Here is a 23,176-nt window from a genome sequence, read left to right as displayed (position 1 = left end):
GAGATAACCTGGAGGTTATGGCAAATGGCAAACTGGGCGCAGAAATTAAAACTTCATCACCTGCAAATGCTGGTGGCGCTGGGCGAACAGGGTAATCTGACCCATGTGGCGCGGATGATGAATATCACTCAGCCTGCGCTGTCGAAATGGCTGTCACAACTCGAAGATGAGATCGGCCTCACACTCTTTGAGCGGCACAGCAAAGGGCTACGTCCGACCGAAGGTGGCAAATTGTTATTGCAACATGCCCAACGATTAATCAATGACATGGAGCGATCGCAACATGAACTGGCGCGCTTTAAACAAGGCGGGCTGGTCGGCAGTCTGAAAATAGGTTGTTCTCCTGTCGCCACTGACTGCGTATCCCAGGCAATTTTGCATTTGCTAAAAGAGATGCCGACGCTGCACCTGAATATCGAAGAGAAGGTGATGACGCCATTACTGCAAGACCTGCTGGCAGGTTCTGTGGATGTAGTGGTTGGTCGTATTGGTGGTCGTGCACTGCAACTGCCGCTAAATTATCAGGTGCTCTACACCGAGCCAGTGTGCTTTGTCGCTCGCCCAAACCATCCACTGGCGAAATATGCCGCTCTTGGCTGGGATGATCTGGCTAACTGGCGCTGGATAGTCTGGCCAACCGGGACACCTATTCGTCTCAGTATTGATAATGCGCTGGTAGAACATGGCGTGATGCTGCCAGAAAACACCATTGAATCGGCGTCAATGAACGTCAGCACCAATCTGCTCCAAAGCAGCGACATGATTTCTATACTCTCTTTACGTCTGGCGCAACGCTATGCCAGTCAGGGGCAACTGGTGATCCTGAACCTGCCGAAGATAGAACAGAAAGGCAGCGTCGGCGTGTTCTGGCGTAATAACGAAACGCCCTCCCGTGCGCTAAGTCGGTTCCTGCACTTTTTGAACCAGAATTAGACCACTGAATTGGGCGCTTGCCCGATATTCGTCTCCTGTAATTCAACTATGCTCAGATTTCATGATGTGATCGGTAGCACGTTTTACAGATTAATTGTATGATGAATCCATCTCATCTGGGGTGTTGATCATGAGTAAGACACTGAACATTATCTGGCAATATTTACGCGCTTTTGTCCTGATTTATGCCTGCCTGTATGCAGGTATTTTCATTGCTTCCCTGCTACCGGTAACCATTCCGGGCAGCATCATCGGGATGCTGATCCTGTTTGTCCTGCTGGCCTTGCAAATTCTTCCGGCGAAGTGGGTCAATCCGGGGTGCTACGTACTGATTCGCTATATGGCGCTATTGTTTGTGCCGATTGGCGTAGGCGTCATGCAATATTTTGATTTGCTGCGCGCACAGTTTGGCCCGGTAGTGGTTTCCTGTGCCATTAGTACGCTGGTGGTTTTTCTGGTGGTGAGCTGGAGTTCGCACCTGGTACACGGTGAACGTAAAGTCATAGGTCAGAAAGGATCAGAGAAATGATGGCGAATATCTGGTGGTCATTACCGCTGACATTGATTGTCTTTTTTGCCGCCCGCAAACTGGCAGCGCGGTATAAATTTCCATTGCTCAATCCGTTGCTGGTGGCAATGGTGGTGATCATTCCTTTTTTAATGCTGACCGGCATCTCTTACGACAACTATTTTAAAGGTAGTGAGGTTTTAAACGATCTGCTGCAACCGGCGGTGGTGGCGCTGGCCTATCCTTTATATGAACAGCTGCATCAGATCCGCGCGCGCTGGAAATCGATCATCACCATTTGTTTTATCGGTAGCGTGGTCGCGATGGTGACAGGGACTTCCGTGGCATTGTTGATGGGTGCTTCACCAGAAATCGCCGCGTCAATCTTGCCGAAGTCGGTGACTACGCCAATTGCGATGGCTGTCGGCGGCAGTATTGGCGGTATCCCTGCAATTAGCGCAGTTTGCGTCATTTTCGTCGGTATTCTGGGCGCGGTGTTTGGTCATACGTTGCTTAATGCGATGCGTATTCGCACCAAAGCGGCGCGCGGTCTGGCGATGGGAACGGCCTCTCACGCCCTCGGTACGGCGCGCTGTGCCGAGCTGGATTATCAGGAAGGCGCATTTAGTTCGCTGGCACTGGTGCTGTGCGGGATTATTACCTCGCTGATCGCACCGTTCCTTTTCCCGATTATTCTGGCTGTAATGGGCTAAAATTTTGCGATGCGTCGCGCATTTTTGATGTAAGTTTCACGCGTTGCATAATTAATGAGATTCAGATCACATATAAAGCCATAGCGGGTTCGTAAACTGTTATCCCATTACATGATTATGAGGCAACGCCATGCATCCACGTTTTCAAACTGCTTTTGCCCAACTTGCGGATAACTTGCAATCTGCACTGGAACCCATTCTGGCAGACAAGTATTTTCCTGCGTTGTTGACCAAAGAGCAGGTCTCTTCGCTAAAGAGCGCAACGGGGCTGGACGAAGACGCGCTGGCTTTCGCACTGCTGCCGCTGGCGGCGGCCTGTGCCCGCACGCCATTGTCGAATTTTAATGTTGGCGCTATTGCGCGCGGCGTGAGTGGAACCTGGTATTTTGGTGCCAATATGGAATTTATTGGCGCGACAATGCAGCAAACCGTTCATGCCGAACAAAGTGCTATCAGCCACGCCTGGTTAAGCGGTGAGAAAGCACTCGCCGCTATCACCGTTAACTACACGCCTTGCGGTCACTGCCGTCAGTTTATGAATGAACTGAATAGCGGTCTGGATCTGCGTATTCATCTACCGGGTCGTGAAGCGCACGCGCTGCGTGACTATCTGCCGGATGCTTTTGGGCCGAAAGATCTGGAGATTAAAACGCTGCTGATGGACGAGCAGGATCACGGCTTTGCACTGACCGGCGATGCGCTTTCTCAGGCGGCGATCGCAGCGGCAAACCGTTCACACATGCCTTACAGCAACTCCCCAAGCGGCGTGGCGCTGGAATGTAAAGACGGTCGTATTTTCAGCGGTAGCTACGCTGAAAACGCGGCATTCAACCCGACTCTGCCGCCATTACAAGGAGCGTTAATTCTGTTGAATCTCAAGGGGTATGATTACCCGGATATTCAGCGCGCGATTCTGGCAGAAAAAGCCGATGCGCCGCTGATTCAGTGGGATGCAACCTCCGCAACGCTTAAAGCTCTCGGCTGCAACAATATCGACCGCGTTCTTCTCGCTTAAGCCTAGTGCCGGATGCGGCGTGAACGCCTTGTCCGGCCTACAGCCCTGGCACACTGATAAGCGTCGCATCAGGCTTGCCAACTTATCCAGGTGTCGAAAATCCCGGCAAACAGTTTGCCGTTTCTTGCGCAAAGCCCGCAGGTAAAGTAGCCTGATTGAAATTCCCCAAGATCGAGTTTTCTGCATGTTAAAGCGCGTGTTTTACAGCCTGTTAGTCCTGATCGGCTTGCTGCTGTTGACTGTGCTCGGCCTCGATCGCTGGATGAGCTGGAAAACTGCGCCTTATATCTACGACGAGTTACAGGATCTCCCCTACCGCCAGGTCGGCGTGGTACTTGGCACCGCGAAGTATTATCGCACCGGGGTGATTAATCAGTATTACCGCTACCGTATTCAGGGGGCAATAAATGCCTATAACAGCGGTAAGGTGAATTATCTATTACTTAGCGGCGATAACGCGTTGCAGAGTTATAACGAACCGATGACCATGCGCAAAGATTTAATTGCCGCTGGTATCGATCCAGCTGATATTGTTCTCGACTACGCAGGTTTTCGAACCCTCGACTCTATCGTACGCACGCGCAAAGTCTTCGATACTAACGACTTCATTATTATCACTCAGCGTTTCCACTGTGAACGGGCATTATTTATCGCTCTGCACATGGGTATTCAGGCGCAGTGTTATGCCGTACCATCACCCAAAGATATGTGGTCGGTACGTATTCGTGAATTTGCCGCTCGTTTCGGCGCTCTGGCTGATCTTTATATCTTTAAACGTGAGCCACGCTTTTTAGGTCCTCTGGTTCCTATTCCGGCAATGCACCAGGTGCCGGAAGATGCGCAGGGGTATCCGGCCGTTACCCCCGAACAATTACTTGAATTAGAAAAGAAACAAGGAAAGTAGTTATGGATGTTCAGCAGTTTTTTGTCATTGCCGTTTTTTTCCTGATCCCTGTATTTTGTTTTCGCGAAGCCTGGAAAGGCTGGCGTGCTGGCGCAATTGATAAACGGGTTAAAAATTCCCTGGAACCAGTGTATGTCTGGCGTGACAAAAATCCCGGACTCTTCTTCGCTTATATAGTGGCATATAGCGGCTTCGGACTTTTATCCATCGGCATGATTATTTATCTTATTTTTTACCGATAATATTATTTCTTCCTCTTGCTAATTATTGAGAATAATTATTAGTTCACCCACCAGGCTGCGGATATAACATTCTGAACCGCAGCTATTTGTGAATCTTTTCACAGTTTAAATTCCCCCGCACGCTTAGCCTTAATATTAGTACGTTATATTTACCCAAAATAATTTGAGTTGCAGAAAGGTGCTATGTCGCAGCACATGCCACTTGAAGTATTGCGGGTAAAACAGGCGTTCGCCTTAATTACCCATAGCATTAAGGAAGATCACATGCCGCAACAAAATTATCTGGATGAACTCACTCCGGCTTTTACGCCTTTACTGGCGATTAAAGAAGCCTCCCGCTGTTTATTATGTCACGACGCGCCCTGCAGTCAGGCTTGCCCGGCGCAAACCGATCCGGGGAAATTTATTCGCTCAATCTATTTTCGTAATTTTAAAGGCGCTGCCGAGACAATTCGCGAAAATAATGCCCTTGGTGCCGTTTGCGCCAGAGTGTGCCCTACGGAAAAATTATGCCAGAGCGGTTGTACCCGTGCGGGTGTCGATGACCCCATTGATATTGGTCGCTTACAACGTTTCGTTACTGATTTTGAACAACAAACCGGAATGGAGATTTATCAACCGGGCAGCAAGACGCGCGGTAAAGTCGCGATTATTGGCGCAGGCCCAGCCGGATTACAAGCCAGCGTGACGCTGACCAATCTGGGTTACGACGTCACAATTTATGAAAAAGGAGCGCAACCCGGTGGCTGGTTGTGTAACGGTATTCCGCAATTTCGTTTGCCGCAGTCGGTGCTGGATGCGGAAATCGCTCGCATCGAAAAAATGGGGGTGACCATTAAGTGCAACTGTGAAATTGGCAAAACGCTTTCGCTGGAACAACTGAAAGCAGAAAACCGTGCAGTGCTGGTCACCGTGGGATTATCGAGCGGTTCTCGGCTGCCGCTGTTTGAGCATAGCGACGTTGAGATCGCCGTCGATTTCCTGCAACGCGCGCGTCAGGCACAAGGCGATATCCGCATCCCGCAAAGCGCATTAATTATTGGCGGCGGCGATGTCGCGATGGACGTTGCCAGCACGCTGAAAGTTCTCGGCTGCCAGGCGGTGACCTGTGTGGCGCGCGAAGAGTTAGATGAATTTCCGGCAAGCAAGAAAGAATTCACCAGCGCCCAGAAATTGGGGGTATCGATTATTGATGGCTTTACGCCAGTGGCGGTAGAGGGCAATAAAGTTACCTTTAAACATGTTCGTTTGCCGGGCGAACTGACAATGGCAGCGGACAAAATTATTCTCGCCGTCGGTCAACATGCCGAACTTACCGCTTTTGCGGCGCTGGAGCCGAAGCGCAACATCATCGAAACGAAAAATTACCAGACCCGCGACCCACAACTGTTTGCCGCTGGCGATATTGTTGAGGGCGACAAAACCGTGGTTTATGCCGTGAAGACCGGGAAAGAAGCCGCCGAGGCGATTCATCACTATTTAGAGGGAGCTTGCTCATGTTAACGAAAGATCTTTCTATTACCTTTTGCGGCGTGAAGTTTCCCAACCCGTTCTGCCTCTCTTCTTCGCCGGTCGGCAACTGCTACGAGATGTGCGCCAAAGCCTACGACACAGGCTGGGGCGGCGTGGTGTTCAAAACGATCGGCTTTTTTATCGCCAACGAAGTTTCGCCGCGTTTTGATCATCTGGTGAAAGAAGATACCGGTTTTATTGGCTTCAAAAATATGGAGCAGATTGCCGAACATCCCCTGGAGGAGAATCTGGCCGCTTTGCGTCGGTTGAAAGAAGATTACCCTGACAAGGTGCTGATCGCCTCGATCATGGGGGAAAATGAGCAACAATGGGAGGATCTGGCGCGTCTGGTGCAAAAAGCAGGCGCCGATATGATCGAATGTAATTTCTCCTGCCCGCAGATGACCTCTCATGCGATGGGGAGCGATGTCGGGCAAAGTCCGGAACTGGTAGAAAAATATTGTCGTGCGGTGAAACGCGGTTCCACTTTGCCGATGCTGGCGAAGATGACGCCGAATATCGGTGATATGTGCGAAGTGGCGCTGGCGGCGAAGCGTGGTGGCGCAGATGGCATTGCGGCGATTAACACCGTCAAATCCATCACCAATATCGATCTTAATCAGAAAATTGGTATGCCAATCGTCAACGGTAAATCGAGTATTTCCGGTTATTCCGGTAAAGCGGTGAAACCAATCGCCCTGCGCTTTATTCAGCAAATGCGCACCCATCCGGAACTGCGTGATTTCCCGATTAGCGGTATCGGTGGTATTGAGACCTGGGAAGACGCAGCGGAATTTTTATTACTCGGTGCGGCAACGTTACAGGTGACTACTGGCATCATGCAGTACGGTTATCGCATTGTGGAAGATATGGCGAGCGGGTTGTCACATTATCTTGCCGATCAGGGATTTGATTCGTTGCAGGAGATGGTTGGCCTGGCGAATCATAATATTGTCCCGGCGGAAGATTTAGACCGCAGTTATATCGTCTATCCCCATATTAATCTTGATAAATGTGTCGGCTGTGGGCGCTGTTATATTTCCTGCTACGACGGTGGGCATCAGGCGATGGAATGGGATGAGAAATCGCGCACGCCGCACTGCAATACCGAAAAATGCGTCGGTTGTTTGCTTTGCGGTCATGTCTGTCCGGTGGGGTGCATTGATCTCGGGGAAGTGAAGTTTAAAAAAGGAGAGAAAGAACACCCGGTAACGTTGTAGAACCAGCATCGCATCCGGCATTTAGCTCCTGTCGCCGGATGCGGCGTAAACGCCTTATCCGGCAATCCCTACATTCATATCACTTCTTACGCGCGTATTTCAGTGAATCCAGCGCCACGGCGAAGATAATAATCGCCCCTTTGATGATGTACTGCCAGTACGGATTTACGCCGATGTACGTCAGGCCATAGTTGATGACCGTAAAGATAATTACCCCGGTCACCACGCCAATGACCGTCCCCACACCGCCGCTGAACGATACGCCGCCCACCACGCACGCCGCGATGGCGTCCAGCTCATACATAAAGCCAAGGTTGTTAGTCGCAGAGCCGATACGTCCGGCTTCTAACATCCCGCCGAAGGCATAGAACACGCCAGACAGCGCATAAATCATCAGCAGGTTCAGGCCGACGTTGACACCAGAAACTTTCGCCGCTTCCGGGTTACCACCGATAGCAAAAATGTTCTTACCGAAACGGGTTTTGTTCCACAGCACCCAGACGAACGCCACCGCAATCAGCGCGTAGAAGGTGATATAAGAGAGCCGGAAACTCCCCAATGCAATAAAGCCCTGGGCAAAGGTGGAGAAACCGCTGTCAAAACCAGAAATTGGCGACGCACCCACAAAGTCATAATAGAGCGAGTTGATGCCGTAGACGATAATCATCGTGCCGAGCGTGGTAATGAACGGCGTTACGTTGAGATAAGCGATAATCAGGCCGTTGATTAAACCGATAACTGCGCCAATGGCACAGACAATCAGAATAACCAGTGCAATCGGCATCGTCGCCATTTCCGGGAACACTTTGTTGGCGTTTTCCATCGACTGCAATAACGTCGCGGCTACCACCGCTGCCAGCCCTACCTGGCGCCCGGCAGAAAGATCAGTCCCCTGAGTGACAATTAACCCTGCCACGCCGAGCGCGATAATAATACGTACCGATGACTGGGTGAGAATATTACTTAAGTTCAACAGACTTAAAAAAGTAGGATCCTGGAAAATTATAATCGCCAGCAAAACTAAAAGAACGACGTAAATACCGCCCTCTTTCAGGTAAGTAAGAAAACTTTTCTTATTTAACGCACTCATAGGAAGCCCCTAATCTTAAAGGTGCAAAGACGCAAGACGCAGAATTTCGTTTTGCGTTGTTGTTTTTGTATCGACAATTCCAGAAACGAGACCATTGCTCATCACCAGAATACGGTCTGTTATCCCTAACAACTCTGGCATTTCGGAGGAGATAATAATAATCCCCTTGCCTTTCTTCGCCAGTTCGGCAATTAACTGATAAATTTCAAACTTCGCCCCAACATCAATACCGCGCGTCGGTTCATCGAGCATTAATATTTCTGGTTGCGTTAGCAGCCAGCGACCAATGATCACCTTTTGCTGATTACCGCCGGAGAGTGAACCAATTTGCGTCCGATGCCCCGGCGTTTTTACCCGCATCGAATCAATCACCCACTGGGTATCGCTTTTCATCCGCGAGTTATCCAGTAAACCAACTTTATTTTTGTAGTTGCGAATATTGGAAATTAACGAGTTAAAACCAATATCCAGATAGGCATAAATTCCCGTCGAGCGGCGCTCTTCAGTGACCAGTGCAAATCCGTGGTTAATAGCTTCGTTGGCGTTATGGTTATTGATCTTTTTGCCATGCAGCGTAATGGTGCCAGCCGATTTCTCGCGAATACCAAATAACGTCTCAACAATATCAGTACGTTTCGCCCCCACCAGACCGGCAATACCGAGGATCTCCCCTTTGTGCAGATCAAACGAGACATCGCGGATGGAAGGCTGGCGCAGCGACGTCAGGTTACGCACTTCCAGAATCACTTCGCCTGGTGTGTTTTGTTTGTCCGGGAAACGCTGGTTAAGAGAACGCCCAACCATCATGGCGATGATCTTGTCCATCGTCAGCCCTGCCAGCGGTTCGGTGGCGATCCACTGACCGTCACGCAATACGGTGACTTCATCACATAACTGGAAAATTTCTTCCATTTTATGCGAGATATAAACAATACCGCAGCCGCGCTCTTTTAATTTACGAATAATAGTGAACAGATGATTGACCTCTTTTTCGGTTAACGAAGAAGTCGGTTCATCCATAATCACAATTTTTGCGTTATAGGAAAACGCTTTGGCGATTTCGATCATTTGCATTTGCGAAACAGATAATGTCCCGACCCGCGCACGCGGATCGATATCAATATCCAGTTCATCAAAAATCGCTTTGGTTTCACGGTACATTTTGTCCTGATCGACAAACATGCCTTTGGTGGGATATCGCCCCAGCCACATGTTGTCCATCACCGAACGTTGTAATACCAGGTTTAACTCCTGGTGTACCATCGAAATCCCATTTTCCAGTGCTTCTTTGGCAGAATGAAAATCGATCTCTTTACCCTGGAATAAAATGGTGCCGGAGTCTTTTTGATAAATACCAAACAGGCATTTTAATAATGTTGATTTTCCTGCGCCATTTTCTCCCATTAATGCATGGATAGAATGTGGCCGGACTTTTAAATTAACGTTATCAAGTGCCTTAACACCGGGAAAAGACTTGTTGATACCGCTCATTTCCAACAAGTATTCCCCGGAAGACGGAGTCGTTGAGCTGACCATATAATTTTACCTTGTTGGCCATACAATAAGGGCGCAGTAAACGACTGCGCCCAATCAGTCTTATTTCTTGCTGAATTCAGCCAGGTTGTCTTTATCTACGCCGACATAAGGAACGCGGACAACTTTATTGTCGATTTTCCAGTTGGTGCCATCAGCCGCACCTTTGCCATCGGCCAGGTTTTTCGCCAGATCAAAGGTCGCTTTCGCCTGGTTGTTAGCATCGTTCAGCACCGTGCCCGCCAGTGCACCGGATTTCACCAGTGCCAGAGCTTCTGGCAGCGCATCGACGCCAAACACCGGAATGCTGGACTTGTTGTGCGCTTTCAGTGCTTCTACCGCGCCCATTGCCATCGCATCGTTGTTGGCAATAACCACTTCGATTTTGTTGGCGTTCGGGCCAGACAGCCACGCATCCATCTTATCTTTCGCCTGAGCGGTGTCCCACATAGCGGTATCTAATTGTAACTGCTCGGTTTTGATACCTTTATCGTTCAGTTCTTTTATCACGTAGGTAGTACGCGCTTCTGCATCCGGATGGCCCGGTTCACCTTTCAGCAGTACGAACTGAATCTGACCGTCTTTGTTAAGATCCCAACCCTGATTCGCCGCCCAGTGTTTAGCAATCAAATCGCCCTGAATAATGCCGGACTCTTTCGAGTCAGTGCCTACGTAGTAGGCTTTGTCATAGCTATCCAGCGCCTTACGGGAAGGTTCTTTGTTAAAGAAAACCACCGGCACGTTTTGCCCACGCGCTTTCTCAATCACCGTACCCGCAGCAGCTGGGTCAACCAGGTTGATTGCCAGCGCCTTCACCCCTTTCGCCAACAGCACGTCAATCTGATCGTTCTGCTTGGACTGGTCATTCTGTGAATCATTCATCAGCAGCTGGACGTCTGGCGCGGCTTTCGCATCTTGTTCGATAGCCTTACGCACCACGGACATAAAGTTATCGTCGTATTTATAAATCGTCACACCAATACGGGTATCTGCAGCGTGTGCAGCGGCACCGAATAACATGCTGGCCATCACAGCAGACAGGGTTAACACCTTCTTATTCATGGTATCTCCGGTTTTTCTTATGCAGGGTAGTGCTTGAGATAAATGCTTGGCGGGGCAGTATAGTTAATGAAGTGTTACTGAACGCCGAAGCTCACGTTTTAAAATTCGTTCTTCCATGCCCGGTAACGCTCCAGAAAACGACTTTAATTGTTGTTATGACGCTATAACCTCGATAAAAGTGATTATTCACTGTTACATATAGGTTACAACGTTAAAACGGTGCAATCATAGCTATCGCATTGTTAATATACTGTGAAATCACTCACAGATTGAAAGCGGTTACATCGCCTGATTTGTTGAGTTAGTGATCGCCGCCGCATTCTGGCGTGTTGCGACAGAATGCCGACGCACTAACGTCGGCATAAAACAGTGGCTGGCTCGCGGATCAATGTTGCCTGCTGCGCCCTGCAAGGCCAGTTCAGTAGCTAATTTTGCCATCGAAGCAATGGGATAACGCACGGTCGTTAATTGCGGGTCGGTGTAACGGGCGATGGGGATATCATCGAAACCGATAATTGAGAGATGTAACGGAATCGCAATGCCATTATCTTTTAATGCCGTCAGTGCGCCAGCGGCCATATTGTCGTTATAAGCAAACACAGCAGTAAGTTGCAGATTGCGTCCCAGCAGCTCGACCATTGCCGTCTCACCGCCGGGCATGTCCGGCGTGCCGGTGCCAATCCAGCTTTCCGGCGGAACAATATCCTGCTCTTTCAGCGCACTCATCCAGCCGGCTTTGCGCATTGCATCATCTTCAATGCCGTGGCTGGAAGAAAGATAACCGATGCGTTGATGACCGTTATTCAGCAACATACGCGTCGCCATTCGGGCACCGCTGAGATTATCCAGGCAAACGCAACGATGGGCGTAACCCGGTACAACGCGGTTGATCAGCACCATACCGGGAATGTTGTCCATAAACTGCGCCAGTTCGTCGTCGCTTAACGCTTTTGAATGAACAATCAATGCATTACAACGCTGGCGAATTAACACCTCGATGGCGTGACGCTCTTTTTCCGCTTCATGATAGCTGTTGCCAATCAACACATATTTCTGATGCTGTTGGGCGACGAGATCGACGGCTTTCACCAGTGCGCCAAAAAACGCATCAGAAACGTCCATCACCACCACGCCAACGGTATCGCTCACCTGAGTTGCCAGCGCCTGGGCATTGGCGTTTGGTCGGTAATCCAGTTCGCTTACGGCTTTCATTACCGCTTCACGCGTTTCTGCACTTACCAGCGTGCTGTTATTGAGCACTCGGGAAACCGTTGCCACAGAGACGCCAGCCTGACGCGCTACATCACGAATGGTGATCATATTCACTACCTGTTGTGAGATTGCAGTAGGTTACTGCTTGCTGGCGGCTATTTTGTCAGCACTGAATACAGGACTTCGTGAATCGAGTCACAGCAATGGAAACGGTTACAGCCGTTTTGTTAATGAATGTGATCAAGATCGTTATCTTGATGTTTTGGACAATGCAGGCCCCGCAGCACGGAGGGTGAGCTGACGCCAGAGCCATTCTATCGGCCCCTGACGGAAGTAACGTAGCCAGATAACAGAGAAGAGGATATTCGCCAGCCATACCGGAATAACAAACGCCAGCAATTCCAGACGGTCAAACTGTATAAACAAACCGAGATGATAAAACAGCGTGGTACAAATCAGCGTTTGTAACAGGTAGTTGGTCAGCGCCATCCGTCCGACGCAGGCGATCGCCAGCACCAGCTTATAACGGCTTAATTGTGGCCAGTAGCCGAACAGCAACGACGCATAACCCATCGCCTGAAATGGCGCACTCAGTTCACGCGGCATCTGAAGTAAGAAGGCGCACCAGCGATACGCCCAGTCCAGCCGCCATTGTAGTGCGATAGCAGGAAGGTTAATCATCAGCCCAATCGCCATCAGCACAAAACCGGTACGGCGATAGTGGCGCAAGCTGTACTGCCCTTTCAGCCAACCGCTACGCATCAATGCCGCGCCAATTAACATCATCCCCGCCAGTTGCCAGCCATACTGCGCACCCAGTGCCAGTAAACTGTTCCCTACTCCATCGGCACGGTTACTGATGGCTTCCACGCCGCCGTGAAGTTTCCAGTATTTTTCATACAAAATGGCGGACGCATCCGGCGTCCAGGCGCGACTGGTCTGACTGTCGGAAATCAACCCCAGCAGCAGCAAAACGCCAAGCCCTACCAGATATAGCATGACGCCGGTATTAAACAGGCTTTTTACCGATGGCGCATCGCGCACCAGCCGCCAGCTGATTAAGCCCACCAGCCCGTAAGCCAGCAGAATATCGCCGTCCCAGAATAACAAGCCGTGAATAAAGCCCAACAAGACTAACAGGGTGAGCCGTGACTGGATCCAGCGTCTGCCACGCGGCAGCAGCATTTGCAGCCCCGCACCAAACAGCAACGCAAAAAGCGTGAGGAATTTCACCTGCCCGATGAGATCGAGAAATGCCCATGTCCAGGCGTCAGACGGTGTAATAGCACCGTACCAGGCGGGGTTGAGATAAGCCGCCTTTGGAAGTCCAAAGGCGCTGATGTTAAGAAGCAGGATCCCCAGAATGGCGACGCCGCGAACAAAATCGAGCGTGACGTTGCGCTCCATGGTTCCTGCCTTTTAATCAGTTGTGATGACGCACGGCGCGCAGAAACTCGTGGCGTGTATTCTGACTGGATTTGAACAACCCCCCGAGGGAGGTCGTTGTCGTGGCGCTGGTCGCATCGCGGATACCACGCGCTTTCACGCAGTAATGCACCGCATCGATAGAGACCGCCACGTTATTGGTGCCCAGCAGCGTTTGTAGCGCAATGAGAATTTGCTGGGTCAGACGTTCCTGCACCTGCGGACGCTGGGCAAAGAACTGCACAATACGGTTAATTTTTGACAGACCGATCACCGAATCCTTCGGGATGTAGGCCACCGTCGCTTTGCCATCAATAGTGACAAAATGGTGTTCACAGGTGCTGGTCAGAGTGATATCGCGCACGGTGACCATTTCATCGACCTTCATTTTATTTTCAATGAGGGTGATTTTCGGGAAGTTGGCGTAATCCAGGCCGGAGAAAATTTCATCGACATACATTTTGGCGATGCGATGCGGCGTTTCCATCAAACTGTCATCAGCCAGGTCGAGATTCAGTAGCTGCATGATTTCGGTCATATGGCCGGCAATAAGGCTTTTGCGCGTTTCGTTATCCATTTCATGCACGGGCGGGCGTAGCGGTGTTTCCAGTCCTCGCGCAACCAACGCTTCATGAACCAGGGCCGCTTCTTTACTGAGTGATGGCATTTATATTTTCTCCTGCAGGTGTGACGCCTCCGCCCTGCGTGGGGGCAAAGTTATTAAGCTGATTAGCAGCCTGATTATTGTGCGTGAGGTGACGCACATAATCCAGTATTCACAGCGATAATTATTGTAATTGCCGCTGCCTTTCAGCCGTAGATGTTAAAACATCGTTATGCATATGCGGAAGTGAAAGTTACTCACAACACACTGAATAAACGGTATGATGAAAAAATTGCAAACAACATAACAAGGAGCCACGCATGGAAATGCTCGAAGAGCACCGCTGTTTTGAAGGCTGGCAACAACGCTGGCGGCACGACTCCAGTACCTTAAACTGTCCGATGACGTTCAGCATCTTTCTCCCACCTCCCCGCGATAACGCCCCGCCGCCGGTGCTGTACTGGCTTTCGGGATTAACCTGTAATGACGAAAATTTCACCACTAAAGCGGGTGCCCAGCGCGTAGCGGCGGAACTGGGGATTGTACTGGTAATGCCGGACACCAGCCCGCGCGGCGAACAGGTTGCCAATGATGACGGCTACGATTTAGGCCAGGGCGCAGGGTTTTATCTTAACGCTACGCAACCGCCGTGGTCGGTGCATTATCGGATGTATGATTATCTGCGTGATGAATTACCTGCGCTGATTCAGTCGCAATTTAACGTCAGCGATCGCTGCGCCATTAGCGGTCATTCAATGGGCGGTCACGGTGCGCTGATTATGGCGCTGAAAAACCCAGGTAAATACACCAGCGTTTCTGCCTTTGCGCCGATTGTGAATCCGTGCAGCGTCCCGTGGGGAATCAAAGCGTTTAGCGCCTATCTGGGCGAGGATAAAAATGACTGGGAGGAATGGGACAGTTGCGCGCTGATGTACGCCAGTAATGCGCAGGATGCGATCCCGACGCTTATTGATCAGGGTGATAGCGATCAGTTTCTTGCCGACCAACTCCAGCCTGCGGTGCTGGCAGAGGCCGCACGCCAGAAAGCGTGGCCAATGACGTTACGTATTCAGCCGGGTTATGACCACAGTTACTACTTCATTGCCTCTTTTATAGAGGATCATCTGCGCTTCCATGCGCAGCATTTACTGAAGTAAAACTTAGCCCGGTTCGCCGGGCATCTTCTCATCAGAAGCGATAATCCACCGCCATAAAGTAACGACGACCGTCTTCGTTATAGCTGTAGTCATCACGGCTGAGATCTTTATCAGTCAGGTTCAGCACGCCCGCACGTAGTTTGACGTCTTTGGTCAACTGCCAGGCTGCGCCGGTATTCCAGATCGTATAGCCGCCCGGCGTTTTGGCCGTCGCGCTGTCGGCTCGTTTCTGCCCGGTATAGTGGCCAGAAACATAGAATGACCAGTCTTCGAGCGCCAGCGGTTTCCAGTCCAGCGTACCGTTAGCGGTATGGAACGGCAGGTCGGAAAGTGGTTTGTTTTCGCCATTGCTGACATCACGACCATCGTTATAGGTGTAGTTGAGTGACAGTTTCCATTCGTCATTGAAAGGAATTTTCAACTCCGTTTCCACGCCCTGAATCCGCGCTTTATTAACGTTGTAGTAGCTGAATACCGGTATGCGTCGCCCGTTCGCTCCCGTTTCAAAACCGACAAAGTTCTGGTAACCCGGTGCAGCGTTAACGTCAGACGTGCGGCTGATGCTAATACGATCTTTCACATCGTTGCGGAAAACGGTAACGCTGGATTCAACCCCTTCCAGCCAACCATCTTCGCCCATATAGTAAAGCCCCAGCTCCCAACTTTCGCTGGTTTCTGGTTTCAGATCCGGGCTACCCACAATCTTACATGCGCCACGGCAGGAATTGCTCGTCCAGTCAGGGCTAAGTTGCAGCAGAGAAGGCGCTTTAAAAGCTGTCGCCCAGCCACCTTTCACGGTAACGGTGTCGGTAGCGTTATAGACCAGATAGGCACGCGGGCTCCAGTGATCGCCGTAGGTTTCGTGATCGTCCATACGCACGCCGGTCGTCAGCGCCAGCGGCTCAAAGATCCGCCATTCATCTTCCACAAACAGCGCGTACTGGCTGGCAGACGTTTTGGAACTGGTGCCACCGGTCAGGTTTACTGCATCACTAAGTTTGTCGTGACGCCATTCACCGCCAACGGTGACAAACTGATTAATCGCCGTCAGCGGCAGCGTGTATTTGCCATCAACGGTATTGCTTTCAGAGGTAATTGGGCTGCTGTTGCCAGGGTTTTTGTTTTCGACTTTCTCGCCGTAGTATTTCAGTTCGCTGGTGCCGTAATCCCAGCGACCATTATGGCTGACAGAGTAGTTCTGGCGTTCCAGGCGGTTTTTGTCCAGCGAGTCGGAATCACGATCCTGACGGTCGAAACCGTAACCGGCGGTAAAATCGTGATTTTGATTCGGCGTCCAGGCAAATTCGACATTACCGTCGCGGCTGGAGAATCCTTCAATACGCGGAGTCTCTCCGGTATCGGTGGTGGTTGAGTTTTGCGGGTCATCCTTTTCACGTTTAGCCAGGCTGCCGTAGGCTTTCATTCCCAGCACACCATCAATTAATGGCCCACTGGTGAAGAACTGACCATTGTATGTGTCACCACGATCGCGATGTTCCTGAATGGTGGTATCGATCGTAACAGTGCCCGACCATTTCTGACCGATTTTTTTAGTGATGATATTGACCACGCCGCCGAGCGCATCAGAACCGTACAACGAGGACATCGGGCCACGTACCACTTCAATACGTTCGATGGAATCAACCGGGATCCAGTTCAGATCGAAGTCATTGTGACGAAAGACAGCATTGCGGGAGTTAACGCGTTTACCATCGACGAGAATCAGCGTGTAGCTGCTGTCCAGGCCACGAATACTGACGCCCTTGCGGTTATCCCCTTCGTTAGTCAGTTGTACGCCCGGCACTTCTTTGAGGACATCCTTCAGATTCTGTACTGGTTTACGCTGCAGGTCTTCCTGGGTAATGACGCTGATACTTGCAGGTGCATCTTTAAGGTTTTGTTCAACAGAAGATGCTGTGACAACCATCGTCTCGCCATCATCATCAACCGCCAACACAGGCCATGCACAAGAAATTGCGGACAAACACAGCCCGACCCGTACGAAAGGGTTCAACCTAAACATTCCATATCTCCATGAGGTAACTACGAAAATAAAATGGGTTATCGCTCACATCTTCTTCACGTCCCCTTGCGTACGGCAGCATCGCGGTGGACTTTTTTGTATGCAGGTGATCATCCCAGAAAGCTTGAACAGTCTCTGATTTGTCAGCCTTTTTTGATTTCGGCGTAACGATAATGCAAACGATAACAATTATCAATCCAAATGTTAAATTTTATATCCTCGTGTTTTATCAGGGAAATAGAATTGAAAAAGCCCTCTCGGTTGAGAGGGCTTAACAAGGAAGGGAGAAAACTTATTTCTTATCGTTCTGCGGGAACTTCATTTCGCTGTAACGCACGAAGTGGGTTCCTTTAATCAACTTGTAACCAAACCAGATGGCCAGGAACAGTGGGATACCAATATACGTTGCCGCTACGCCGCCCCAGTCAATGGTATCTTTCAGGAACGCCTCATAGTTCTGGCCCAGGGTGATGATCAGACACAGAATGAAAGCGAAGATCGGTCCCAACGGGAAGAAGCCCGAACGGTACGGCAGGTCGTTAATATCGTGTCCCTGCAATACATAGCCGCGACGGAAACGATAGTGGCTGATAGCAATCCCCAGCCAGGCGATAAAGCCTGTCATCCCGGAGGTGTTCAGCAGCCACAAATACACTGTCTGGTTACCAAACATGGAGGTCAGGAAACACAGACCGGCAATCACCGTCGTGGCATACAGCGCGTTACGCGGTACACCGCCACGCGACAGTTTGGCGAAAATACGCGGCGCTTTTCCGTCACACGCCAGGGTGTAAAGCATACGGGTAGATGCGTACATACCGGAGTTACCCGCCGACAGTACGGCTGTCAGAATGACCGCATTCATTACCGCTGCCGCAGAAAGCAGCCCCGCGTGCTGGAACACCAGCGTGAACGGGCTGACGCTGATGTCTTTCACATCGTTACGCAGCAGGCTTGGATCGGTGTACGGAATGATCAGGCTGATGATCAGAATCGCAAACACATAGAACAGCAGGATTCGCCAGAATACCTGACGCACCGCACGCGGAATATTTTTCCCAGGATCTTCAGATTCGCCCGCTGCAATACCAATCAGTTCGGTTCCCTGGAAGGAGAAGCCAACAATCATTGCCACGCCGATCATCGCCGCAAAACCACCGGCAAACGGTGCTTCACCTATCGTCCAGTTGCTCCAGCCCACAGGCTGTGCGCCTTTGAAGATACCGATAATCATCATCACGCCGACGACGATAAAGATAATCACTGTCGTGACTTTGATCAGTGAGAACCAGTACTCCGCTTCACCAAAGCCTCTGACCGAAATGTAGTTCAGCAGGAAAATGACGCCAAGGAACAGCGCACTCCAGATCCAACCAGGAACATCCGGGAACCACCAGCTCATGACCAGCTGCGCAGCCACCAGGTCAACGGCGATAGTCACCGCCCAGTTGTACCAGTAGTTCCAGCCCAGCGCGAAGCCAAAGCCCTCTTCCACATAGTTCTGACCGTAAGTCGCAAACGAACCAGAAACCGGCATATACGCCGCCAGTTCGCCAAGACTGGTCATCAGGAAGTAGACCATCAGGCCAATCAAAATATACGAGAGCAGCGCCCCGCCCGGACCTGCCTGAGAAATCGTTGCGCCAGAGGCAACAAAAAGACCCGTACCGATGGAGCCGCCAATGGCAATCATCGTCAGGTGACGCGCCTTTAATTCACGGCGTAAGCCCGGCGCTTCTGTTGTTTTAGTTTCGGAAACCATACAAAAATGCTATCCATCTTAAAAATGAGGCGCGATTGTAGCAGACGATTTGCAATCCTTCCGGTAGAAATGCGCTTTTATAAGAGACCTTCATGATCGCCCAGGAATTATAAGTAAAGCAGTCTATCTCTTTTCTGGCGAATGCATGACGCTGGCGCTGCGTCACGAAATTGACACAGCACCAGCATGTTCCTGTACCGCAATTTAACGCGGCACATTAGCGGGATCGCAATAGTCCAGAAAGCGCCGTAGCGCGTTGGAAAGGTGTTTTTGCCGATGATGGATACGCCACAACGTACGCATCAGGCGCGGTAGAGGGACAGCAACTTCACTTAATGTGCCAGCCTGTAATTGATCTTCAATTACCCGTCGCGACAGGCAACTAATTCCCAACCCATGACGCACCGCATGTTTGATAGCCTCGGAGTTACCTAATTCCATCGCCATCTCAAATTTCGGTAAATGTGACAGCAACAGATAATCGACAATTTCCCGCGTGCCGGAACCGCGTTCGCGCAGGATCCACGGCGCAGCGGCCAGTTGTTCTAAGGTGACCGGACCACGAGCCAACGGCGAAGTCGGCGCGGCGAACACCACCAGCTCGTCTTCCAGCCACGGTTCAGAAATGATTTCAGTGCTATGGCATGGCCCTTCAATAAAGCCAATATCAACGCGGAAATCCAGCACTGCCTGCATCACGTCCTGGCTGTTACCAACGCTAAGTTCAATCGGCAACTGCGGGTAATCATGGCGATAACGGGCGATAACGGCGGGCAGGATGTAATTACCAATGGTGCTACTGGCATAGACACGAATCGCGCCGTTGTCTTCGCGAAACAGTTGTTCGATTTCGACGGCCTGTTCCAGCAACGCCAGCGCACGCGGATAGAGCAGCCGCCCGTGTTCATTAACAACCAGTCTTTTCCCCACGCGATCAAACAGTTGCACGCCTAGCTGCCCTTCCAGATCGGTCAACGCCGCGCTCACTGCTGATTGCGACAACGCCAGCATCACCGACGCCTGGGTGGTTGATCCACTTTTCAATACTTCTGCAAAAACTTCCAACTGCCGGAGGGTGATGTGCATAGTCGCTTACCACTTATAAAGATTAATTATAAATATATAATCAATTTTATTTTTAAACCAGTTAGTCGTAACCTTATGCCCGGATAAAGGAGAGGGTTATGACGAATATCACCTTACAGAAACAACATCGTACACTGTGGCATTTCATTCCGGGGTTAGCCCTGAGTGCAGTTATCACCGGGGTCGCCCTGTGGGGTGGTTCCATTCCCGCTGTTGCGGGTGCCGGGTTTAGTGCCCTCACTCTCGCAATCTTGTTGGGGATGGTTTTAGGCAACACAGTATATCCGCATATCTGGAAAAGCTGTGACGGCGGTGTGCTGTTTGCCAAGCAACATTTACTACGTCTGGGTATTATTCTTTACGGTTTCCGTTTGACGTTTTCACAAATTGCCGATGTCGGTATTAGTGGGATCATCATTGACGTGTTGACACTGTCCAGCACCTTCCTGCTGGCCTGCTTCCTGGGGCAGAAAGTGTTTGGCCTGGACAAGCACACCAGCTGGTTGATCGGTGCCGGTAGCAGTATTTGTGGTGCTGCGGCGGTACTGGCGACTGAGCCGGTAGTGAAAGCAGAAGCCAGTAAAGTGACTGTGGCTGTCGCAACCGTGGTTATTTTCGGAACCATCGCGATTTTCCTCTACCCGGCAATGTATCCGCTGATGACCCAATGGTTTAGCCCGGAAACGTTCGGTATCTACATTGGTTCTACCATGCACGAAGTGGCGCAGGTAGTGGCAGCTGGTCATGCCATCAGCCCGGAAGCTGAGAACGCAGCAGTTATCTCCAAAATGCTGCGCGTGATGATGCTGGCTCCGTTCCTCATCCTGCTGGCGGCACGTGTTAAACAGCTGTCTCCTGCGAATGGCGGCGAGAAAAGCAAAATCACCATTCCGTGGTTTGCCATCCTGTTCATCGTGGTTGCCATCTTTAACTCGTTCCACCTGTTACCGCAGAGCGTGGTGAACATGCTGGTAACGCTGGATACCTTCCTGCTGGCAATGGCGATGGCGGCGCTGGGTCTGACCACTCACGTCAGCGCGCTGAAAAAAGCCGGGGCGAAACCTCTGCTGATGGCACTGGTACTGTTTGCCTGGCTGATTGTTGGTGGTGCTGCGATTAACTATGTAATTCAAAGCGTCATCGCATAAACCACTACATCTTGCTCCTGTTAACCCGCTATCATTACCGTTTTCCTCCAGCGGGTTTAACAGGAGTCCACATATGAAATACATTGGAGCGCACGTTAGTGCTGCTGGCGGTCTGGCAAATGCCGCAATTCGCGCCGCCGAAATCGACGCTACCGCGTTTGCCTTGTTCACCAAAAATCAACGTCAGTGGCGTGCCGCACCGCTCACGACGCAAACCATCGATGAATTCAAAGCCGCCTGTGAAAAATATCACTACACGTCGGCGCAAATTCTTCCCCACGACAGTTATCTGATTAACCTCGGTCATCCGGTCGCTGAAGCTCTGGAAAAATCACGCGATGCGTTTATAGATGAAATGCAGCGTTGCGAACAACTGGGACTTTCTTTGCTCAACTTCCACCCAGGCAGCCATCTGATGCAGATTTCAGAAGAGGATTGTCTGGCGCGCATTGCCGAATCCATCAATATTGCGCTGGATAAAACACAAGGCGTGACAGCGGTGATTGAAAACACCGCCGGTCAGGGCAGCAACTTAGGGTTTAAATTCGAACATCTCGCGGCGATTATCGATGGCGTGGAAGATAAATCCCGCGTCGGCGTCTGCATTGATACCTGCCATGCTTTCGCTGCAGGGTATGATTTGCGTACTCCAGCCGAATGCGAGAAAACGTTCGCTGATTTTGCCCGTATTGTTGGCTTTAAGTATCTGCGTGGGATGCACCTTAACGATGCGAAAAGCACCTTTGGCAGCCGCGTTGACCGCCATCATAGCCTCGGTGAAGGCAATATCGGTCATGATGCGTTCCGCTGGATCATGCAGGACGACCGTTTCGACGGCATTCCGCTGATCCTTGAAACCATCAACCCGGATATCTGGGCAGAAGAGATCGCCTGGCTAAAAGCGCAACAAACTGAAAAAGCGGTAGCCTGAAGATGAATAACCGGGAAAAGGAGATCCTTGCAATTTTACGGCGTAACCCGCTGATTCAGCAGAATGAAATTGCGGACATGCTGCAAATCAGCCGTTCGCGCGTTGCGGCGCATATTATGGATTTAATGCGCAAAGGGCGGATTAAAGGCAAAGGTTACATTCTCACCGAGCAGGAATACTGCGTCGTGGTGGGGACAATCAATATGGATATTCGCGGGATGGCGGATATCCGTTACCCACAAGCGGCTTCTCATCCCGGTACGATTCATTGTTCGGCAGGCGGCGTTGGGCGCAATATCGCCCACAATCTGGCGCTGTTAGGCCGCGACGTCCATTTACTCTCTGTGATTGGCAATGATTTTTATGGCGAGATGCTCTTAGAAGAGACGCGCCGTGCTGGAGTGAATGTCTCTGGCTGCGTTCGTTTACATGGTCAAAGCACATCAACGTATCTGGCAATTGCCAATCAAGACGAACAAACCGTATTGGCGATTAATGATACCCATCTGCTGGAACAGTTAACGCCGCAATTATTGAACGGGTCACGTGATTTACTTCGTCATGCGGGCGTGGTACTGGCAGATTGCAACCTGACTGCCGAGGCGCTGGAGTGGGTCTTTACCCTCGCCGATGAAATTCCGGTATTTGTCGATACCGTTTCAGAATTCAAAGCGGGCAAAATCAAACACTGGCTGGCGCATATTCACACCCTGAAACCCACTTTACCGGAGCTGGAAATTTTGTGGGAAAAGGCGATCACCAGCGATGCTGACCGTCATGCCGCAGTGAATGCGTTGCATCAGCAAGGTGTTCAGCAACTGTTTGTTTATTTGCCCGATGAATCCGTTTATTGCAGCGAAAAGGATGGCGAACAATTTTTGCTGACCGCGCCAGCGCATACGACTGTCGATAGTTTTGGTGCTGACGATGGTTTTATGGCGGGCCTGGTATATAGCTTTCTTGAAGGATACAGTTTCCGCGACAGCGCCCGTTTTGCGATGGCCTGCGCGGCAATTTCGCGCGCCAGCGGCAGCATAAATAACCCTACCCTGTCTGCTGATAACGCGCTTTCATTAGTGCCGATGGTGTAACAATG

At 50.7% G+C, this 23,176-nt stretch carries 21 protein-coding genes; 12 read left to right on the top strand and 9 right to left on the bottom strand.

The window, feature by feature from the left end:
* Positions 1-24 precede the first annotated feature (24 nt).
* From FC814_RS05200 to preA, 8 genes are all read left to right on the top strand, one after another.
* A complete protein-coding gene (locus FC814_RS05200; protein ID WP_000024642.1) occupies positions 25-933 on the top strand; it encodes a LysR substrate-binding domain-containing protein in 909 nt (302 codons plus the stop codon).
* A 130-nt stretch (positions 934-1,063) separates the two neighbouring features.
* Complete coding sequence (locus tag FC814_RS05195) at positions 1,064-1,462, top strand: CidA/LrgA family protein (RefSeq protein WP_001516704.1); 399 nt, start codon at positions 1,064-1,066, stop codon at positions 1,460-1,462.
* A complete protein-coding gene (locus tag FC814_RS05190; RefSeq protein WP_000968197.1) occupies positions 1,459-2,154 on the top strand; it encodes a CidB/LrgB family autolysis modulator in 696 nt (231 codons plus the stop codon). The genes FC814_RS05195 and FC814_RS05190 overlap by 4 nt, the downstream gene beginning before the upstream one ends.
* A 130-nt stretch (positions 2,155-2,284) precedes the next feature.
* Positions 2,285-3,169 carry a cytidine deaminase gene (gene cdd, locus FC814_RS05185; RefSeq protein WP_000553574.1) on the top strand — a complete coding sequence of 295 codons (885 nt, stop codon included), beginning with the start codon at positions 2,285-2,287 and terminating at the stop codon, positions 3,167-3,169.
* A 184-nt stretch (positions 3,170-3,353) separates the two neighbouring features.
* On the top strand, positions 3,354-4,073 hold the full coding sequence (gene sanA / locus FC814_RS05180; RefSeq protein WP_137325605.1) for an outer membrane permeability protein SanA: 720 nt from the start codon (positions 3,354-3,356) through the stop codon (positions 4,071-4,073).
* 2 nt (positions 4,074-4,075) lie between these two features.
* A complete protein-coding gene (locus FC814_RS05175; RefSeq protein WP_000383083.1) occupies positions 4,076-4,315 on the top strand; it encodes a DUF2542 family protein in 240 nt (79 codons plus the stop codon).
* A gap of 264 nt (positions 4,316-4,579) precedes the next feature.
* Complete coding sequence (locus FC814_RS05170; RefSeq protein ID WP_137325609.1) at positions 4,580-5,818, top strand: NAD(P)-dependent oxidoreductase; 1,239 nt, start codon at positions 4,580-4,582, stop codon at positions 5,816-5,818.
* Positions 5,812-7,047, top strand: a complete 1,236-nt coding sequence (preA, locus tag FC814_RS05165) for an NAD-dependent dihydropyrimidine dehydrogenase subunit PreA (protein ID WP_000956051.1) — start codon at positions 5,812-5,814, stop codon at positions 7,045-7,047. The genes FC814_RS05170 and preA overlap by 7 nt, the downstream gene beginning before the upstream one ends.
* A 79-nt stretch (positions 7,048-7,126) precedes the next feature.
* Here the strand turns inward: preA and mglC are convergent, their stop codons facing one another.
* The 6 genes from mglC to folE all read right to left on the bottom strand — a co-directional run bounded on the left by mglC (position 7,127) and on the right by folE (position 14,036).
* Positions 7,127-8,137 carry a galactose/methyl galactoside ABC transporter permease MglC gene (mglC, locus tag FC814_RS05160; protein WP_001275121.1) on the bottom strand — a complete coding sequence of 337 codons (1,011 nt, stop codon included), beginning with the start codon at positions 8,135-8,137 and terminating at the stop codon, positions 7,127-7,129.
* A gap of 15 nt (positions 8,138-8,152) precedes the next feature.
* Positions 8,153-9,673, bottom strand: a complete 1,521-nt coding sequence (mglA, locus tag FC814_RS05155) for a galactose/methyl galactoside ABC transporter ATP-binding protein MglA (RefSeq protein WP_000255048.1) — start codon at positions 9,671-9,673, stop codon at positions 8,153-8,155.
* Positions 9,674-9,733: 60 nt separating this feature from the next.
* Complete coding sequence (gene mglB, locus FC814_RS05150) at positions 9,734-10,732, bottom strand: galactose/glucose ABC transporter substrate-binding protein MglB (protein WP_001036964.1); 999 nt, start codon at positions 10,730-10,732, stop codon at positions 9,734-9,736.
* A gap of 279 nt (positions 10,733-11,011) precedes the next feature.
* Positions 11,012-12,052 (bottom strand): HTH-type transcriptional regulator GalS, encoded by a 1,041-nt coding sequence (galS, locus tag FC814_RS05145; protein ID WP_000628680.1) that lies wholly within the window; start codon positions 12,050-12,052, stop codon positions 11,012-11,014.
* A 141-nt stretch (positions 12,053-12,193) separates the two neighbouring features.
* Positions 12,194-13,351, bottom strand: a complete 1,158-nt coding sequence (gene yeiB / locus FC814_RS05140; protein WP_137325604.1) for a DUF418 domain-containing protein YeiB — start codon at positions 13,349-13,351, stop codon at positions 12,194-12,196.
* 16 nt (positions 13,352-13,367) lie between these two features.
* A complete protein-coding gene (folE, locus tag FC814_RS05135) occupies positions 13,368-14,036 on the bottom strand; it encodes a GTP cyclohydrolase I FolE (protein ID WP_001139613.1) in 669 nt (222 codons plus the stop codon).
* A 257-nt stretch (positions 14,037-14,293) separates the two neighbouring features.
* On the opposite strand from folE, the gene yeiG reads away from it, so the two are divergent.
* Entirely contained in the window at positions 14,294-15,130 is an 837-nt protein-coding gene (gene yeiG, locus FC814_RS05130; RefSeq protein ID WP_137325603.1) for an S-formylglutathione hydrolase, read from the top strand.
* Positions 15,131-15,161: 31 nt separating this feature from the next.
* Here the strand turns inward: yeiG and cirA are convergent, their stop codons facing one another.
* The 3 genes from cirA to yieE all read right to left on the bottom strand — a co-directional run bounded on the left by cirA (position 15,162) and on the right by yieE (position 20,001).
* On the bottom strand, positions 15,162-17,153 hold the full coding sequence (gene cirA / locus FC814_RS05125; RefSeq protein WP_000489214.1) for a catecholate siderophore receptor CirA: 1,992 nt from the start codon (positions 17,151-17,153) through the stop codon (positions 15,162-15,164).
* Positions 17,154-17,445: 292 nt separating this feature from the next.
* On the bottom strand, positions 17,446-18,915 hold the full coding sequence (gene lysP, locus FC814_RS05120) for a lysine-specific permease (protein ID WP_000253268.1): 1,470 nt from the start codon (positions 18,913-18,915) through the stop codon (positions 17,446-17,448).
* A gap of 204 nt (positions 18,916-19,119) precedes the next feature.
* Entirely contained in the window at positions 19,120-20,001 is an 882-nt protein-coding gene (yieE, locus tag FC814_RS05115) for a DNA-binding transcriptional regulator YeiE (RefSeq protein ID WP_000548303.1), read from the bottom strand.
* Between the two features lie 98 nt (positions 20,002-20,099).
* Here yieE and FC814_RS05110 point away from each other — a divergent pair, with 98 nt between their 5' ends.
* From FC814_RS05110 to FC814_RS05100, 3 genes are all read left to right on the top strand, one after another.
* Positions 20,100-21,149: a YeiH family protein gene (locus tag FC814_RS05110; RefSeq protein ID WP_032225697.1), complete on the top strand. Its 1,050-nt coding sequence runs from the start codon at positions 20,100-20,102 to the stop codon at positions 21,147-21,149.
* Positions 21,150-21,222: 73 nt separating this feature from the next.
* Positions 21,223-22,080, top strand: coding sequence for a deoxyribonuclease IV (gene nfo / locus FC814_RS05105; protein ID WP_000873880.1), 858 nt, complete (start codon positions 21,223-21,225; stop codon positions 22,078-22,080).
* A gap of 2 nt (positions 22,081-22,082) precedes the next feature.
* Positions 22,083-23,171 carry a sugar kinase gene (locus FC814_RS05100; protein ID WP_001065007.1) on the top strand — a complete coding sequence of 363 codons (1,089 nt, stop codon included), beginning with the start codon at positions 22,083-22,085 and terminating at the stop codon, positions 23,169-23,171.
* Positions 23,172-23,176: the final 5 nt, after the last annotated feature.

Source organism: Escherichia sp. MR (assembly GCF_005280595.1).
Taxonomy (GTDB): domain Bacteria; phylum Pseudomonadota; class Gammaproteobacteria; order Enterobacterales; family Enterobacteriaceae; genus Escherichia; species Escherichia ruysiae.
This window is presented reverse-complemented; position numbering and strand designations above follow the sequence as displayed.